Source organism: Bradyrhizobium cedriense, from assembly GCF_054602315.1.
Window position 1 is genome coordinate 176,983 of the sequence record NZ_JBTSWB010000008.1, and the last position, 15,922, is coordinate 192,904.

Below are 15,922 nucleotides of genomic sequence, written 5' to 3' on the forward strand. Positions count from 1 at the left end.
GCCGCCCGCGTCCCGGACGGGTTGCAAGGCGCGAGTGTTTCGGCGCAGAGCCGAGACCAAGCCCACGCGGACGCGACGCTGCGACGCGGCCCGGCTCTGCGGCGCACCGCCAAGGTGGCGCTGCGTACGGGGCACGCGAGTGGAGTTCGGCCCGCGCTCTCTTTTCCTCGTCGTTGTGAGAAGCTCCTGCGACGAAGCAATCAAGACTGTCGGTGTGGAAAGATTCTGGACTGCTTCGCTACGCTCGCAATGACGGAGCAAGACGAGCCAACTTCGTTTTGAAGCTCGCACGCAAATCGTAGACACGGCTTCACGTCCTCGCGGCTGAATTCGCCCGAGCTTTGCTTCGTCGCTCACCCTCTTGAGCCAAGAGGGCGCTGGGAAGGCCGGGTGCCGGCCGGCACCCGCGGTCCGCTGCGCGAAATGCACACGCAGGAAGAACCGCACAGCAGCATACAGGTGAAGCCCAACACACGGCCTTCCCTGCGCGATGGTCGGACGGCTTATGCCGTGCTCTCCCGGGAGCCGAATTCCTTCTGGCCTCCCTCACCCCGGCGAAAGTCACCGGCACCGCGCCGGTTGGCGCGACTGCCGCATTCGCCAAGGCTTGACCGTAGCAACGACGGCCAGGACCACACGGTTTTGCCGTACGCGCGGTTCGTTGGCGCCACAGGGTTCGACGGCGTTGTGCACTTTGCCGCCGAAATGCTGGCACGACGAACCTGACAGCGCCGCTCGTCCGCACGCAGTTTCGGGCTCACGGAGAGCAATCCGCCCGGCCCTTCACCTCTCGTGCACGACGCTGCCGCGTCCACCGCAAGCCCGGCTCGCGATCATGTCGACCACATGATCGCCCCTCAAGGATGAGCCGGGATGGGCGACAAATACGGCAAATCCGCATTTCGGTAAAGCGGAATATTTTCGCGTCGACCGATTGACAGAGAGCGACACAGGCGCGGCGACGCAAACCGGACGGCGCGGAAGCGTCATCCGGGGAGGTGTCGCGCTACGGAACGGGTGTCCCGGATTTCGCTGCGCTCCATCCGGGCTACGAGAGGACTGCTCAGGCCGACATCACTCGCTTGCGCCCGAACGGATCGAACAGGCGCACGACCTCGCAGACGGCGACGAGGCCGGCGAGCCAGACCGCGCAGGTCAGCCCGATGCGCGTGACGATCGTTGCGGTGAAGGCGGCCTCTCCGCCCAGGAACGGCGTCGCGGCGAACAGTGCGAGCTCATAGGCCGCATAGGCGGCGACCAGCGTGAGCGCCAGCATCAGCGGCGTGCGGCCCTGCGGCAGCATGCGGAGCACAGCCGACGACGCTGCGGTCGCCAGCAGCGCAGCCGCGCCGATAACGAAACCCCAGGCGATGCTGCCGCCATCGGTGGGATAGTGCAGAGCGCCGAAACCGATGGTCTGGTTCACGAGCCAGGCGCCGGTGACGACGAGCAGCGCCGGACGCAGCGGCAGCATGGCAGCCGCGACGACGGCGAAGGCCGCGAACGGCGTCGCACAGGCGAACGCAAGACTTGCGAGGGCACATGAAACCGTCAACAGCGCGAAGCCGAACATCGGCGCGAGACGCGGATCCACCGGCTGGAGGCGGAAACCGTCGCCGTTGGACGGCAGGATGTTGAGAGCCATGGGTGATCTCCTTCTTGTCTGATTGTAGTCCATTTGCGGGCCTGTGACAGCCCCGTCGAGGTCGGAGCGTTGCTTCAGAATGTGGCGCCGGCCTTGAGCAGATAGCTGCGACCGGGCAGCGGATAGGCGCTGAAGCGACCGTCCGTAAAGGTGCTTGCGATCGCGTAGTCGTAGTAGAGCGCATTCAGCACGTTGTTGACACTGAGCGACCAGAAGTAGCGCTCGTACTGGCCGCTGAGCTTGAGGTCGATCGTGCCGTTGGCGGGAATCGGTTTCTGGGTCCCGGCCTGGTCGTTGTCCATGCGACGCTCGCTCCAGAAACGCGCGGTTGCGTCGAGCACCACATAGTGCTGCCAAATGTTCCAGGTGACGCCCGCACTCGCGGTGTAGCGCGACACCAGCGGCACGTCATTGCCGGCCCACACGCCTTCGCGGAAGACGGCCCGTGTATAAGCCATGCCGGACCGCAAGAGCAGAGCATCGTTGACGCGGTACGAGACACTGGTCTCCGAGCCATAGCGGCGGGTCGGATCGAGATTGGTGTTGTAGAAAAAGACCGGATTGAAATGGATCTCGTCGGCGAGGTCCATCAGATAGAGACTGCTCTGCAGCTGAAGACCGCCTCCCTTGATGCGCAGCCCGCCCTCGATGTCCTGCGAAGTCTGGGTCTTGAGCTGGAACGTTTGCGGGACCGGATTGAAGAACGGGTCGAATGAAGGGCCTGACGACACCCGTTCGTCGACATCAGGCGTGCGGAAGGCGCGTGCAGCCCTGCCGAACAGCGCAACGGTGTCATTGAGACGATGCTCGGCACCCAGGTGCAGCGCATATTGCGTCTCGTTGCTCTTGAGCGGGAGCGCGCCGATGTCGGCGTTGAACGGAGCCGCCGGGTCGAAATTGTCACGTGCCGAGAGATTGGTGTTCTGCACCCGGGCGCCGTAGGAGACATCGGTCGTTGGCGCGACGCCGAGTGTGTGCTGGACATAGCCAGCAACCGTCCGCTGCCTGAGATCGTAATTGTGCCAGGGAGCGAGACCCTGGCCGGCGCCGCGGTTCTGCTGAAAGCTCGCGTCGTAATAGTCGACGCCGGTCAGCAATTGCGAGGGCATTCCGAAGAGCAGGCTCTTCACGCTGAGCCGCGGCGTGATCGACCATGTCGTAAGGTCAGCGTCGACATAGGTCGACGTGAAGAAGGCCGGGACCGGCGCCGGGCTGGAGAAGAACGCGCTCTGCTGCTTCTTGTCGCGCAGGCCCCCGTCGACGATGAGGTCGACGCCGTTGACAAGGGTTTTCGTGAAGCCCGCAGTCGCGCTGAAGCCCTGCTGGTTGGCGTAGTTGAAGGGCGTGCTGGCCCCTCGCCGGTTGGTCGCTAGCTCGTCGAGACCGATCGAGGGATCGACGGTGCGGCCGCCCGGCAGTCGCAGCTCCTGATTGTCACCGGTGACCGTCACGAAGGCGGTCAGGCCCGGCGTCGTGTAGTTCAGATTGCCGACGCCATTCTCCTGGAAATAGCGATTGTTGTCGCGGTAGCCGTCGGTCCTGACGGCATTGCCGTAGAACGAGGTCGACCACTGACCGGAATTGAGCGCGGCCGAGACGTTGCCGAACCTGGTATTGAACGAGCCGAAACCGGCCTCGATGCGCGCTGTCACGGGCGGGCCGCCGACGCCGCTTTTGGTGACGATGTTGATGACGCCGCCGACCGCATTGTCACCATACAGCACCGCACCGGAATTGCCGCGCGTGATCTCGATGCGCTCGATGGCATTGAGCGGGATGGTGGAGAGGTCCACCTGAGCCATATCGATGTCGTTCAGCCGCCGTCCGTTGACCAGCACCAGCGTGTTGGCGGTCGCGAATGCGCCGAAGCCGCGCAGGTCGACGCTGGTCTTGGCACCGATCTGGCCGCCATAGAACGTCGTGATCTGGGCGCCCGGTACCCGCGTCGCGATGATCTCGGCCAGCGTCTGCGAGGGCGCATGCGCGATGTCCGCGGCCGTGATGACGGTCGTGGCCGCGCCGACGATGCCGCCATCGCTGGCGGCGACCTGATTGCCAGAGCCGGACGAGCCGGTCCCTGTCGGCACCCGGTTCGGCGTCGCCAGGCGCCTCCCTGTCTCGCCATCGCCGGTCGCCCTCGCTCGGGTACGGTTCTGATCGTCGGACCCGGTCACTTCGACCGGCGGCAGCTGCTCGGCGACGGCCTGCTGCGCGTGGGCGATGGAATGATCCAGCGAACAGAAGGAAACGGCCGCAACGATGCCGGCGCAGCAGCGCCTGGCGGGAGTGAGAATACGGGGCACAATCATAACCTCGGCATGACGTCAGTGGCACGTCACAGCGAACGAGGCTCTACGGCGGAGCGATCGACGCCCCGGTGAAGCTCATGTCTGTACTCCCCGACCGACATCTTCGCGTGTGACCACGGCTGACGGCAGGTCTCCTGGCTCGCGGGTCGTCACCTCTACGTCGCCTTCCCAGGACCGAGATTCCCAGTGGCACAGGACGAGAGATTCGCCGCTTACAGTTGCGGGGGCAGCCATGGCATTGAGAGGATCCCAACCTCAGGACATCTCGCACCACGTTCCCTTTTGATCTCCGTGAGGAGAACCGTCAGCGACCAATCTAGGGGGTGTCCAAGCCGGGAGTCAATCGACCGCTGGCATCTTGGCCGCAGACGCGATCGGCCGGCTCCAGAACGAATCGAGCAATGCCCTGCGCCTCCTACGTTCGCCCCCGCAGGCGTTGGGCCTGAGCCCAGGCGACAGCGACATCGCGAGGCGGAGCGTCGAGGCGCTTGATCGGCGTCAGTTCGCCGGAAGCCGAGATGATCGCGGTCTCTTCGCGCCGGCAGCGCGTGCAGACGAAACGGACCTCATGCGGGGATGCCGACCAGCTTGAACGTTTCACGTTGGCGGCCATCGGCCAGGCATCGCAATGCGAGCACGATACCAGGAACCGGCCGGGATCGAGCATACCCATTCCATTGGACTCCGCGTCCTGCCCACTGCTTCCAATGACTATCCTATGTGAAACGTTCCGGTGCCTCCGCACCGTCGACGCCACGTTCGCTGGAAGCCTGCGCGCTGCTCGCCGTTCCCACGAGACCTCCGGCGTTGTCGATTTCAAAGCTTGCGAAGTTCATCCGATGTCCCCCTGCTCCGATCGACCCTATCAGGTCGAGACGGCGAGGACGATGGGGAGCCCGGGGGATCGCGCGGTTGCGACGCCTCGCAAGGCAGAAGGTAATTCGGTCAGCGAGCCCCCTTGAGGGTGCAGGATGTCGTGCAGGTGACCGTGGTGCCGCGGTCGCACGCCCTGCAGGCGTTGACACACTGGCTCATGTCGCGTGGATTGTAGCTGTAGTTGCGCATCGGACAGGTCGGCGTCGTCGAGCCGGTGATGTCCCGCTCCTGATCGCAGGCAGCGGTCATGAGCGCGAATATGATCACTGCAACGAAGCGCATGGGATTGCCCTGTCAAGCATGGCAAATGACACCCGCGAGGCACGCTGCATTGCAGCGAACCCCAGCCTTCCCACCACGAGCCATCGTCGATCGGCGACGCTCGCATGCTTCGAGAATGCGCGCCAAATGTTAAGAACGGATTGCAGCCGGGTTCAGGCCGCAGCCCTGGTCGCGATCAACTGCCGGATATCCGCTGCCAGCTGACGGTATTGTTCGCCGAGCTTCAGATAGAACTCGCGCTTGGTGCTGTCGGTGGCGAGCTTGGCAATCAGCTCGCATTCGGCAGTGAGCGTCTCGAACCGTTCCAGCCTGTCCTCGAGATGTGTCATCGGCGTATCCCCATCAGACGCCTCAAGAACGTCAAACCTAAGCCCGGGAAATAGGTCACGGCGAACATTGTTATGAAGTAGTATCGTTTTTTCCTGCGGAGCATGCCGGAGGAGCGGATAGGGCTATTTCTGCTCCAGCCGCCAGGCGCCATCCCATCCGGCGTCCGGCGGATTGGCCTCGAATTGAGCGATGCGGCCGAGGAGCGTGCGCGAGGGACCATCGCCTGGGACCGCCTCGAGCGCCATGTTGAAGGCGGCGCGTGCATCGTCGAAGCGCCGGGCACGATAGGCGGCGAGAGCTTCGGCATAGTGGGTGCGCAGGCTCACTTGCGCATCGGTGAGTGCGCCGGCCCTGCCCATCACCTCGAAGACGGTCTGGGGCGCGCTCTGGCCCGCGACCGCGAGGCGATCGATCTCCCGCACTTCGAGGCGTGCGCCAATCGCGTCCGCCGTCGCCTGCGAGATCAGGATGCGGGTTCCGTAGACCTTGTTGGCGGCCTCCAGCCGCGAGGCGAGGTTCACGGCGTCGCCCATCACGGTGAAGCTCATCATCAGTTCGGAGCCGATGCTGCCGGTCAGGACCTCGCCGGTGGCGATGCCGATGCGCAGATCGCACGGCGCCGGCATGGCTCGGATGCCGAGCAGATCCGGCAACTGCTTCTGCAGCGCGGGCACCTGGTCGGCCATCTCGATGGCGGCAAGTCCGGCGAGCAGAGCCTGCTCGTCCTCTTCAATGAAGGGTGGTCCCCAATAGGACATGATCGCGTCGCCGATGTATTTGTCGATGATGCCGCGATTGTTCCTGATGGGACCGGACATCACGGTGAAGTAGTGATTCATCACCTTGACCAAGCCTCGCGGCGTCATGCCCTCGCTCATCGAGGTGAAGCCGCTCATGTCGCAGAACATGATGGTCATGACCCGGCGCTCGCCGTCGATTGCGACCTCCGGCCGCTCGATCAGTCCCTGCACCACCTTGGGATCGATGTAGCGGCCAAAGGTCTCCCGGATGCGCTCATTGTGCCGCAACTGTTCGATCATGCGGTTGAAGGCCGCGGCGAGTTCGCCGATCTCGTCCTGCGTCGAGACGGCGATGGGCTTGTCGAACCGGCCCGCCTCGACCTCGCGGGTGCCGGCCAACAGCAGCCGTACCGGCCGCGTGATGCCGCTGGACACCAACAGCGCAAAGACAAAACCAACGACCGCCGCGAGCAATGTCACGACACCCGAAACGATGATCGCCTGATGCTGGCGGCTGACCACCTGGGCGGTCGAGAAGAAGACCTGCGTCAGCATGTCGGCGCGGATCGCATCGACCTTCTGGTTGAACTGGTCGCGCAGCACGTCGATGTGTTCCAGCGTGCCGCGGGCCTCGGTGATCTGCCTGGCGTCGACCTGCTTGAGGAGCTTCGCATGGTGCTCGGCCAGATCGCGGCGAAGCTCGGTGACGGCGGTCTCGATGCGGATATCGATCCGCCCCAGCGCGGCGTTGTCGGAGAACGTCCTGGGATCGTCGATGATCGCGTTGATCAGCTTGCGCGCGGCCTCCGCCTCGTCCTCGATCTTGCGATCCGATTCCTCGAAGTCGCGAAGGCGCGCCGCATAGGCCTGCTCGTCAAACGGTGCCTCCATCCTGCTCATGACCATCCGCCGCAGCGCCAGCTCCCGCTCCAGCGAGCGTATGTTGGCGCGCGCCAGATGACTGTAGGCCGGGATGTAACGATTAGTCAGCTCGTCGAGCAGGATTCCGACCTGGCTGGACATCACCATCGACAGGACCGAGGTGACCAGCATCAGGACGATCAATCCGAGGGCGATGCCGACAATCTTGTGCCGGATCGACTGGTTGAAAATTGGCATGGGTGCAGAGGCAAAGGACAAAGGGACGAAGCGAGGGAACTCCATACACCGGACTGGGTGCCGGAACACGCGCAATCTGGCCGTCGCGGCGCCCTGTACCCTGCGCAACCGTCGCGGGGGACCGCATCGTTAACAGAGACTTAAAGGACCTGAACAAAGGTCAAAAGACCTGCCCCTTTCTCCTTTGCGGAAGTTCCCTCGCCGCATCCGTATTTCGCCGCATTGTTGCGACAGCGTGAGGAATACGACACGATGCCCGGCATCACTCGGTGTCTTTGATTCGCAAGCCGCATGTCGTACGCGGACCTTGGTTTGTAGTGGTTTCGCAGGGGGGCCATCGAATGAACCAGTGCCTACGCTCGCTCGCATGTGTCGTTGCCATGGCGGCGATCGCCTTCCTTCCCACCGAGCTTGCGGCGAAGGGCAGCCACAAATCGTCTGCGCCCAAGAAGACGCATGAGGCGAAAGCCAGCAAGCACCGCCATGCTGCCACCGGCAAAGCGCGCCACGGCAAGCACGCCGAAGCCAGGCGCAAATCCAAGAAGACGGTCAGTGAGCCCTCGGACAAGCCGGCACCGCCGCCGCTGACTGGCGATCTCGCCGCGCTGAAGGATGCGATCGACCTCGCGCGCAAAGGCAAGACGGACGACGCGAGCGCCGCGCGCGACCGCATCGTTGACCCCGCCGGACAGAAGCTCGCCGACTGGTTCATGCTGCGCCATTCCGAGAGCACGGCGAATTTCAAGCGCTACGCCGCCTTCCTCGCCGCCAATCCGGATTGGCCGAGCAGCGTGCCGCTCCGCCGCCGCGCCGAGGCGCGGCTCTGGCAGGAGAAGAGCGACGCGGCCACCGTGCACAAATTCACCATGGACCGGCCTATCAGCGCCAAGGGCAAGTTCGCGCTGGCCCGCGTGCTGCTCACCGAAGGGGAAGCCGACACGGCCGCGCGCCTCGTGCGCCAGACCTGGCGCGCGGAGGAACTGTCCGAGCGAAGCGAGGAAGACTCCCACGCGGCGTTCCACGATCTTCTGTCCGCCGACGATCACCGCGCGCGCATGGACAAGCGGCTCGGCGCCAAGGACTACGCCGGCGCGAGACGCGCCGCAAAACGGCTCGGCGAGGATGAGCTCGCGATCGTCAAGGCCTGTGCCGCGGTCACCGGCAAGGCGAGCAAGGCCAGGGACTATCTCGAGGACGTGCCGGCCGAGGCGCGCCGCGATCTCGGCTATGTGCTGTGCCGCGCCCAGTGGCATCTTCAGAACGACCGCATCGACGACGCCGCCGAGGTGATCCTGGCCGCCGCGCCCGACATGATGGCCGCCCAGGACACCGATGCCTGGTGGCGCGAGCGCCGCATGCTCGCGCGCAAGCTGCTCGATCAGGGCAAGTCCAGGACCGCCTATGACGTGGTGCGCACGGCGGCGGTGCCGGAGAAGGAAGTCTATCGCGTCGACCACCACTTCATGTGCGGCTGGATCGCGCTGCGCTTTCTCGACGATCCCAAGACGGCGATGATGCACTTCGCCGCGATCGACGAAGGCTCGGCCAATCCGATCGCGCTGTCGCGCGCCCATTACTGGCGCGGCCGCGCCGCCGAAGCCATGGGCGCAATGGGCGATGCGCGCATCAGCTACAAGGCCGCGGCGCGCTATCCGACCGCCTATTACGGCCAGCTCGCCCGCGCCAAGCTCGGCCTCGACGGAATCGAGCTGCGTCCGCCCTCGCCGATGCTGGCCTCGGCCGACACGCCCCCCACGGACGAGCGCGTGCGCGCGGCCGACATGCTCTACGGCATCGGCGAGCGCGACATGGTGTTCTATTATGCCGAGGATTTCGCCAAGGAGAGCACCGACGTTCCGGCCCTCGAAGGCCTCGCCGAGCTCGCCGGACGACGCAACGATGCGCGCGTGATGCTGGCGATCGGCAAGTCGGCGCTGGCACGCGGGCTCTCGCTCGACCATTACGCCTTCCCGACCATCGGGATTCCCGAGCACAAGCAGGTCGCGCCCCCGATCGAGACCAGCGTGATCTATTCGGTGGCACGCACCGAAAGCTCGTTCGACCAGCGCGACAAGTCTCACGCCAACGCGGTGGGGCTGATGCAGGTGACGCCGGAAGCGGGCCGCGATACCGCAAAGCGCTTCGGCCTGACCTACGACTGGGACAGGATGGTCTCCGACCCCGTCTACAACACGCAGATGGGCGCGGCGGAGCTCAGCGCGCTCTTGTCGGAATATCGCGGCAACCAGATCATGAGCTTCGCCGGTTACAATGCCGGGCGCGGCCGGGTGCGCGAATGGGTGCAGAAGCGCGGCGATCCCAGGGATCCCAATGTCGATCCGGTCGACTGGGTCGAGCGCATCCCGCTGTCGGAAACGCGCAACTACGTCCAGCGCGTGATCGAGAACGTGCTGGTCTACCGCACAAGGTTCGAGGATGGCGGCATGGTCGCCGGCAAGAGCGACCAGCGCGTCGTCACGCAGGAGGCCGGCGCAACGGCCCCCGTGGCGGCCGCAGCGCCCGCTCCCTAGGCGACGTCGCCGGGGCTGGACACGGCGCCTGCCAGGTTGCGTCGCTGCGGCTTCCACGCGAGCGCCGTCGCGTAGCTAGGTGTCGCCTCCTTCCATCGTGATCGGATCGCGACCGTCCAAATATGCGCCGGTCAAGGCTCTTGCGAAGGTCCAGGCGTGGATCGTGCAGCTCCAGCAGAAGACGGCACTCAGGACCGCAAACATGTCGATCGCGTTGCGAGCGGCGACCTCGACGTTCCCGAAGGCCGGCTCGCTGCGCCCAGGCACCGACCATTGCATCAGCAGCGTCACGAGTTCACCGCGCCGGTAGCAATCGTAGTCGCAGTAGCGGCGCTGTGTCCGCACATGCCGGACATAGCCGGACCGGATCGACCGCGAGCAGGTGCTGCACGTGGCCGCGCACAACGGGGGCTCGTGATTGACCACGATGAATTTCATGAGGCCGCCCTCATGCGGTCTTTCGCAAGCGTCTCGCAGAACAGCGCGTAGCACTGATGATCGCAGTAAGGCAGACGGGTAGCGATCTCGCGGAGATAGCTGCCGCTGATCGACTCGCAGCACTGCATGCACCAGGCCTGCCGGAACGGGGTTCGGCCGTTCACCAGCACGAACGCAAATCTCATGTGGCACCTCCCAAAGCGAAGCAGTAGACGCCATCCAACGGTGACAGTGCGGGCGGCGGAGCGCAAAGATGGTTTCGTCCGTCCGGATTATCCCTGTTTCGCTCCACCTTTTGCGGTGGAATCAGAATGTATCTCCCGTCCTCCCTGCGCCGCGCATAGATCTGGTCATCGATGTACTTGATGTCAGTCGGATAGCAGTCAGCACTGTTGCAACAGCTGACGCCCGGATTATCCGGCATGTGCCAGGTCGAATAGAATTTCTCGTGCAGCGCCTGGTCCTGGGGTGGGTGCCGGCGATGTACGGCATCGTGTCCCGTCTCCTGTGACTGGACCGTCGCAGTGGAGCCGAGGAGAACCATCGAGCACAACAGCTTGCATGAACGGTTCAACGTAAGCTCCCGGATCAGACCCTCGGACGATGTCGGCTCTCTAGTTCGGCCTCACGCGGCCTGAACCCGGAACAACCACCGGTGATCGCGCTCGCGGCGTGTGCGGAAGCGATCGACACACTTCTTGGAGCAGAGCGCGGTGCGCCAGGAATAGTAGCGGATCAGACCAAACTTGCCGCCACACACCGCACAGCCATTGACTGAAGAGCAACATTCGGACTCGGATCGGCCAGGCTCAGGAAGCACCGATGTCACGCACATTGTCGTCCCCTCTTGTTTGCGCTTTGCCAGTTCGTTTCCTTCGACCTCATGCGGGTCGTGGATTGTCGCAATTTGCAGCGGCATCGTCCTTGGTCTTTGCCTGCCGGTAAGACGCCTCCGCCGCAAGCTTCAGACCGGTTCTCGTTCGCTCGGTGCGATTGGCTGCGACACTCCCGATCGGTCATGAGGCTATTCCCCAGGGCACGAGACGCTCAATTGTACGGAGGTAAATGACCGATATGACTAGGAATGGAGGAGCTATACCTAGGTTTGTCCGTACTCGCCCGGGGCTCCCCCGCCGGCTCATGTGCAACGAGACGGCGCACGATGCTCCGGCCGCACGGTCACCGTGAAAATCTTGCCGGCATGGCGTACGAGATGCGCCGCACTGGACAGTGCGGCAGCGGTCAAGTCACAGGCGAACGTCATAACTGCCCATCCGACTTTGGCGGGAATTGCTCGTCTCGCTGCAACGTGCTCTACTCGCATTTACGCAGAGAGCGCCGGGAGCGTCTGCGATGAAGCCTGGCCGAGCAGCGACATTCGGGAAGTCAGCCGCGCAATTCCTCGCCGGCTGCGTAAGGCAAACCGTCACCGCCAAGCCGCGCAACCAGCCCGATGGTGACGACTTGCTCGAGGCGGTCAAGCAGTGGCAGCAAGTCTTCGAGCACAACCCGGTCATGTACTTCATGGTCGATCCAGCCGGAACCGTGATCAACGTGAACACGTTCGGCGCCGCGCAACTGGGCTATGCCGCCGCGGAACTGATCGGCCGATCGGTGCTGGATGTCTTCTTCGAGGAGGATCGCGACTTCGTCCGCGCGTGTGTCACGCTGTGCCTTGAGACCGTCGATCAGTCCCACACCTGGGAGATCCGGAAGATACGCAAGGACGGCTCGGTGCTATGGGTGCGCGAAAATGCCAAGACCATGCTGCGGGGCGATGGCGGACCAATCGTCCTGGTCGCCTGCGAGAACATAACCGAGCGCAAGGAAGCCGAGAATGCGCTGCGACAGAGCGAGGCTTATCTCGCCCAGGCGCAGGAACTGAGCCACACCGGCAGTTTCGGATGGAAGGCCGCAACCCGCGAGATCACCTGGTCCAAGGAGACCTATCGGATCTTCCAGTGCGACGAGGGAACCAAGCCAAAGATCCCGCTCATGCTCCAGCGTATCCATCCGGACGACCGGATCGCGGTGCAACAGACAACGGCTCGGGCCGCGCGAGAGGGAAAGGATTACGATCACGAATACCGGCTCGTGATGCCCGACGGCTCCGTCAAGTACGTCCGAGCGGTGGCCCGCGCGATACGAGATTCAAACGGGTGCGTGGAATTCGTGGGATCAGTGACCGACATCACGGCGACCAAAGAGGCAGAGCGCAGACTGCGTGCGAGCGAGCAGCGTTTCCGCGACTATGCTGAAACCGCCTCTGACTGGTTCTGGGAAACAGGGCCAGACCATCGCGTGACCCAAGTATCGGAACACTCTGATACCATCACCGCCCCCGCCGGCCTGATCGGACTCACGCGTTGGGATATCGCTCCTGACGCCGATCTCGAACCCGAGAAATGGCAACAGCACCGGGCGGCGCTCGACGCCCACGTCCCCTTCCGCGACCTGGTGTATCGCAGCAAGGATCGCAGCGGGCAGCCAATCTACGTCCGGACCAGCGGCAAGCCGTTCTTCGACGCCGACGGCGCCTTTCTGGGCTATCGTGGCGTCTGCACTGACGTAACCGCGGCCATCCGGGCCAATCAGGCCGAAGACGCACTGCGCAAGGCCCAGGCCGAGCTCGCCCATGTGACGCGTGTCACGACTCTGGGTGAGCTGACCGCTTCCATTGCCCACGAAATCAATCAGCCGCTCGCCGCTGTGATCGCAAACGCCGACGCCTGCCTCGCCTGGCTGCAGCGCAGTCCGCCCGACTTGAAAGCGGCCGGCCGCTCCGTCGAGTGGATCATCGAGGATGGCACGCGTGCCAGCGACGTGATCCGTCGCGTTCGAGCGCTCGCCAAGCGCTCCGACATCGACATGACTCCGCTCGACGCCAATGTAGTCGTGCGTGAGTCGGTGGCGCTCGTTCAGCGTGAGATGGCCAGCCACGCCGTGTCGGTGCGCATGGAGCTGTCGTCGGCACTGCCGAGAATATTCGGCGATCGAATCCAATTGCAACAGGTCCTGATCAACCTGATCATGAACGGGATCGAGGCCATGGAAGACGTCCATGATCGCCCGCGCGAGTTGGCGATCCGTTCAGCGGCGAGCGGCGATGGCGCGGTACTGGTGAGCGTTTCCGACTGCGGCGTCGGCATCAGTGAACAGGCGATGGACCGCCTGTTCGCGCCGTTCTTTACCACGAAGTCCACCGGCATGGGCATGGGGCTGTCGATCTGTCGATCCATCATCGAGGCGCATGGTGGACGGCTTTTCGCCGCACCCAACCAGGAGCACGGCGCGACTTTTCAGATCACCTTGCCCCTCCATCAAGAGGACACTTCGTGACCGAGCGCGGGGAACCTCCGCCGCCGCAGGAGGAGCACGGCGATCAGCCAATTGTCTTCATCGTCGACGACGACGCGTCCATGCGCCGTGCGCTCACCAATTTATTCGAGTCGGTCGGCCTCAAGGTCGAAGCATTCGGCTCGGCACCACAACTCCTCCACGCCAAGCCGCCGGAAGTCCCCAGTTGCCTCGTGCTCGACATCCGCCTTCCCGGAGCCAGCGGCCTTGACCTTCAATCCGATCTTGCCAAGGCGAATATCCACACGCCTATCATCTTCATTACCGGTTACGGTGATATTCCCATGACGGTTAGGGCGATGAAGAGCGGCGCGATCGACTTCCTGACCAAGCCGGTCCGCGACCAGGACATCCTGGATGCAGTCCAGGCCGCGATCGAGAGGGACCGCAAGCGCCGCGACCTCAACAGGACGGTCTCGACCGTAAGATCACGCTTCGAGTCACTGTCCTCGCGGGAGCGAGACGTATTGTCCCTGGTGACGGCCGGCCTGATGAACAAGCAAGTGGCCGCCCAGCTCGGGTTGGCGGAAATCACCGTGAAGATCTATCGCGGCCAGATCATGCGGAAAATGGGCGCGAAGTCGCTGGCCGATCTGGTGAGAATGAGCGAGGCGCTCGGGATAGGGGCCAACAAGCCCGACGCACAAACCTAAGTATGAGTTTCCAATCGTGACTGGCAGGTCCACCTTATCGGTCTATGTGTGGCCGTGGCGACGGCAAGCGTGATGCCGGGTGAGGAGCGGACGTCTTGTCAGCGGCTTCGGTCATTTCGGTGCTTGACGACGACCCTTACGTGCGGGCCGCTATCAACAATCTCCTGGAATCGCGCGGGTACGTCGTCCACACATTCGCCTCAGCCGAGGAATTTTTGAGGTCGTCCGATTCGAATCACACCTCGTGTGTGATCGCCGACGTGCAGATGCCGCTGATGACCGGAATCGATCTATTGACGCAGATGCGCGCGCACGGTTCGGCGACGCCTTTCATCTTCATCACAGCCTTCCCGGATGAGAGCGTACGGGTGCGTGCGCTCAAAGCCGGGGCAATCTGTTTTCTCGGCAAGCCGTTCGCCGCCTCGAATCTGATGCAGTGCCTGGACCGTGCGCTGGCAGCAGGTCGCGAAACCTCGCAGTGAGCGCCCGGCGGCCAGCAGACGCGAGGGTGAAGGCGACCAGGATCAATCCCGCATCTCGCGAGCGCTTCCCGCGAGATGGCCCGCACGCCCGCAGAACCTCACGACATACCGCGAGGCATGCGCTGCCCCTCAATCCACCTTGATGTTTGCCGCCTTGATCATTGGCCACCATTTGGCGATCTCGGCCTTCTGACGGTTCCCAAGCGCTTCGGGCGTGAGCTGATCCTTGGGCGTCATCTCCAGGCCCTGGCTTTCGAGCTGCTTCCTCACTGCGGGATCGTTCAGCGCCTCGACGGCCGCGGCGTTGAGCCTGGCGATGATCTCCTTCGGCGTGTTCTTCGGCACCCACATGCCCGACCACAGCGTCATGTTGAAGCCTTTCAGGCCCGCCTCGTCCGCCGTCGGAATCTCCGGCGCCGATGGCAGGCGCTTGTCGTCTGTGACGGCGTAGGCGCGGATGGTGCCGGCCCGGACCTGGCCGATGGAGTTGGAGGTCTGGTCGACAATGAGATCGATCTGGCCGGCGATGAGATCGTTCAGCGCGGGCGCGGTGCCGCGATACGGCACGTATTGCAGCTTGATGCCGGAGACGCTCTCGAGATAGACGCCGGCGATATGGCTGCCGGAACCCGCGCCGGCAGTACCTGCGGTCGGCGCCGAAGGCCGCGACTTGAGCCAGTCGATGAGCTCCTTCAGTGAAGTCGCGGGCACCGCGTTCTTGCTCACCACGATCATCGGGTTGCTCGGCAGCAGCACCACGGGTTCGAGGTCGGCGACGAGATCGTATTTGAGCTTGTAGACGGCACCATTGGCGACGTGGGTGCCCAGATGACCGAACGAGATGGTGTAGCCGTCCGGCGGCGATTGCACGGCGCGAGCGACGCCGATCGAACCGCCCGCGCCGGTGACGTTCTCGATCACGACAGGCTGGCCCAGCGGCACCCGCATCCGCTCGGCAAGGACCCGCGCCATTGCATCGGACGGCCCGCCCGCCGCGAACGGCACGATGATCGTGATGGGCCGCGTGGGAAAATCCTGGGCGCGCACTGCGCCCGTGAACGCGAGAATACCAATCAGCGCAGCCAAGACGGCCTTCGTCATTGTTCTCTCCCCAGCGATGTCGATGTTGTTTTTGCTCTGCCCGCGTACGGGAAGAGGGA

The 15,922-nt window shown here is 64.0% G+C and carries 14 protein-coding genes and 1 riboswitch; of the genes, 4 read left to right on the forward strand and 10 right to left on the reverse strand.

The genetic code is table 11. The features are described from left to right. Positions 1–1,063: 1,063 nt before the first annotated feature. The 6 genes from ACYCVF_RS28705 to ACYCVF_RS28730 all read right to left on the reverse strand — a co-directional run bounded on the left by ACYCVF_RS28705 (position 1,064) and on the right by ACYCVF_RS28730 (position 7,301). Entirely contained in the window at positions 1,064–1,645 is a 582-nt protein-coding gene (locus tag ACYCVF_RS28705) for a hypothetical protein (protein WP_459595518.1), read from the reverse strand. A 74-nt stretch (positions 1,646–1,719) separates the two neighbouring features. After that, the gene (locus ACYCVF_RS28710) at positions 1,720–3,954 is read right to left on the reverse strand and encodes a TonB-dependent receptor (protein WP_459595517.1); all 2,235 of its coding nucleotides are present in this window, start codon (positions 3,952–3,954) and stop codon (positions 1,720–1,722) included. Positions 3,955–4,061: 107 nt separating this feature from the next. Continuing rightward, positions 4,062–4,275: riboswitch (cobalamin riboswitch) on the reverse strand. 94 nt (positions 4,276–4,369) lie between these two features. Next, entirely contained in the window at positions 4,370–4,627 is a 258-nt protein-coding gene (locus ACYCVF_RS28715; protein WP_459595516.1) for a hypothetical protein, read from the reverse strand. A gap of 272 nt (positions 4,628–4,899) precedes the next feature. Beyond that, complete coding sequence (locus ACYCVF_RS28720) at positions 4,900–5,112, reverse strand: hypothetical protein (RefSeq protein ID WP_459595515.1); 213 nt, start codon at positions 5,110–5,112, stop codon at positions 4,900–4,902. 152 nt (positions 5,113–5,264) lie between these two features. Further along, entirely contained in the window at positions 5,265–5,441 is a 177-nt protein-coding gene (locus tag ACYCVF_RS28725; protein ID WP_459595514.1) for a hypothetical protein, read from the reverse strand. Between the two features lie 123 nt (positions 5,442–5,564). Further along, positions 5,565–7,301 (reverse strand): adenylate/guanylate cyclase domain-containing protein, encoded by a 1,737-nt coding sequence (locus ACYCVF_RS28730; protein WP_459606430.1) that lies wholly within the window; start codon positions 7,299–7,301, stop codon positions 5,565–5,567. Positions 7,302–7,642: 341 nt separating this feature from the next. On the opposite strand from ACYCVF_RS28730, the gene ACYCVF_RS28735 reads away from it, so the two are divergent. Further along, positions 7,643–9,832, forward strand: a complete 2,190-nt coding sequence (locus tag ACYCVF_RS28735; protein WP_459595513.1) for a lytic transglycosylase domain-containing protein — start codon at positions 7,643–7,645, stop codon at positions 9,830–9,832. Between the two features lie 75 nt (positions 9,833–9,907). Here ACYCVF_RS28735 and ACYCVF_RS28740 read toward each other — a convergent pair whose 3' ends face one another. The 3 genes from ACYCVF_RS28740 to ACYCVF_RS28750 form a co-directional block, all read right to left on the reverse strand. Then, a complete protein-coding gene (locus ACYCVF_RS28740) occupies positions 9,908–10,270 on the reverse strand; it encodes a hypothetical protein (RefSeq protein ID WP_459595512.1) in 363 nt (120 codons plus the stop codon). Beyond that, positions 10,267–10,455 (reverse strand): hypothetical protein, encoded by a 189-nt coding sequence (locus ACYCVF_RS28745; protein WP_459595511.1) that lies wholly within the window; start codon positions 10,453–10,455, stop codon positions 10,267–10,269. The genes ACYCVF_RS28740 and ACYCVF_RS28745 overlap by 4 nt, the downstream gene beginning before the upstream one ends. A 440-nt stretch (positions 10,456–10,895) precedes the next feature. Beyond that, positions 10,896–11,189 (reverse strand): hypothetical protein, encoded by a 294-nt coding sequence (locus ACYCVF_RS28750; RefSeq protein WP_459595510.1) that lies wholly within the window; start codon positions 11,187–11,189, stop codon positions 10,896–10,898. A gap of 434 nt (positions 11,190–11,623) precedes the next feature. Here ACYCVF_RS28750 and ACYCVF_RS28755 point away from each other — a divergent pair, with 434 nt between their 5' ends. From ACYCVF_RS28755 to ACYCVF_RS28765, 3 genes are all read left to right on the forward strand, one after another. Further along, positions 11,624–13,609: a PAS domain S-box protein gene (locus ACYCVF_RS28755; RefSeq protein ID WP_459595509.1), complete on the forward strand. Its 1,986-nt coding sequence runs from the start codon at positions 11,624–11,626 to the stop codon at positions 13,607–13,609. After that, positions 13,606–14,280 (forward strand): response regulator transcription factor, encoded by a 675-nt coding sequence (locus ACYCVF_RS28760; RefSeq protein WP_459595508.1) that lies wholly within the window; start codon positions 13,606–13,608, stop codon positions 14,278–14,280. The genes ACYCVF_RS28755 and ACYCVF_RS28760 overlap by 4 nt, the downstream gene beginning before the upstream one ends. A 95-nt stretch (positions 14,281–14,375) precedes the next feature. Then, entirely contained in the window at positions 14,376–14,762 is a 387-nt protein-coding gene (locus ACYCVF_RS28765; protein ID WP_459595507.1) for a response regulator transcription factor, read from the forward strand. A gap of 129 nt (positions 14,763–14,891) precedes the next feature. Here the strand turns inward: ACYCVF_RS28765 and ACYCVF_RS28770 are convergent, their stop codons facing one another. Then, positions 14,892–15,863: a tripartite tricarboxylate transporter substrate binding protein BugD gene (locus tag ACYCVF_RS28770; protein ID WP_459595506.1), complete on the reverse strand. Its 972-nt coding sequence runs from the start codon at positions 15,861–15,863 to the stop codon at positions 14,892–14,894. Between the last annotated feature and the right edge of the window lie 59 nt (positions 15,864–15,922).

What these genes read in the sequence shown, in the direction of transcription:
- ACYCVF_RS28750 (WP_459595510.1), bottom strand. Translation starts at nt 11,189, where the DNA reads ATGCCGCTGCAAATTGCGACAATCCACGACCCGCATGAGGTCGAAGGA.
- ACYCVF_RS28725 (WP_459595514.1), bottom strand. Translation starts at nt 5,441, where the DNA reads ATGACACATCTCGAGGACAGGCTGGAACGGTTCGAGACGCTCACTGCC.
- ACYCVF_RS28720 (WP_459595515.1), bottom strand. Translation starts at nt 5,112, where the DNA reads ATGCGCTTCGTTGCAGTGATCATATTCGCGCTCATGACCGCTGCCTGC.
- ACYCVF_RS28730 (WP_459606430.1), bottom strand. Translation starts at nt 7,301, where the DNA reads ATGCCAATTTTCAACCAGTCGATCCGGCACAAGATTGTCGGCATCGCC.
- ACYCVF_RS28735 (WP_459595513.1), top strand. Translation starts at nt 7,643, where the DNA reads ATGAACCAGTGCCTACGCTCGCTCGCATGTGTCGTTGCCATGGCGGCG.
- ACYCVF_RS28740 (WP_459595512.1), bottom strand. Translation starts at nt 10,270, where the DNA reads ATGAAATTCATCGTGGTCAATCACGAGCCCCCGTTGTGCGCGGCCACG.
- ACYCVF_RS28705 (WP_459595518.1), bottom strand. Translation starts at nt 1,645, where the DNA reads ATGGCTCTCAACATCCTGCCGTCCAACGGCGACGGTTTCCGCCTCCAG.
- ACYCVF_RS28770 (WP_459595506.1), bottom strand. Translation starts at nt 15,863, where the DNA reads ATGACGAAGGCCGTCTTGGCTGCGCTGATTGGTATTCTCGCGTTCACG.
- ACYCVF_RS28710 (WP_459595517.1), bottom strand. Translation starts at nt 3,954, where the DNA reads ATGATTGTGCCCCGTATTCTCACTCCCGCCAGGCGCTGCTGCGCCGGC.
- ACYCVF_RS28755 (WP_459595509.1), top strand. Translation starts at nt 11,624, where the DNA reads ATGAAGCCTGGCCGAGCAGCGACATTCGGGAAGTCAGCCGCGCAATTC.
- ACYCVF_RS28715 (WP_459595516.1), bottom strand. Translation starts at nt 4,627, where the DNA reads ATGGGTATGCTCGATCCCGGCCGGTTCCTGGTATCGTGCTCGCATTGC.
- ACYCVF_RS28745 (WP_459595511.1), bottom strand. Translation starts at nt 10,455, where the DNA reads ATGAGATTTGCGTTCGTGCTGGTGAACGGCCGAACCCCGTTCCGGCAG.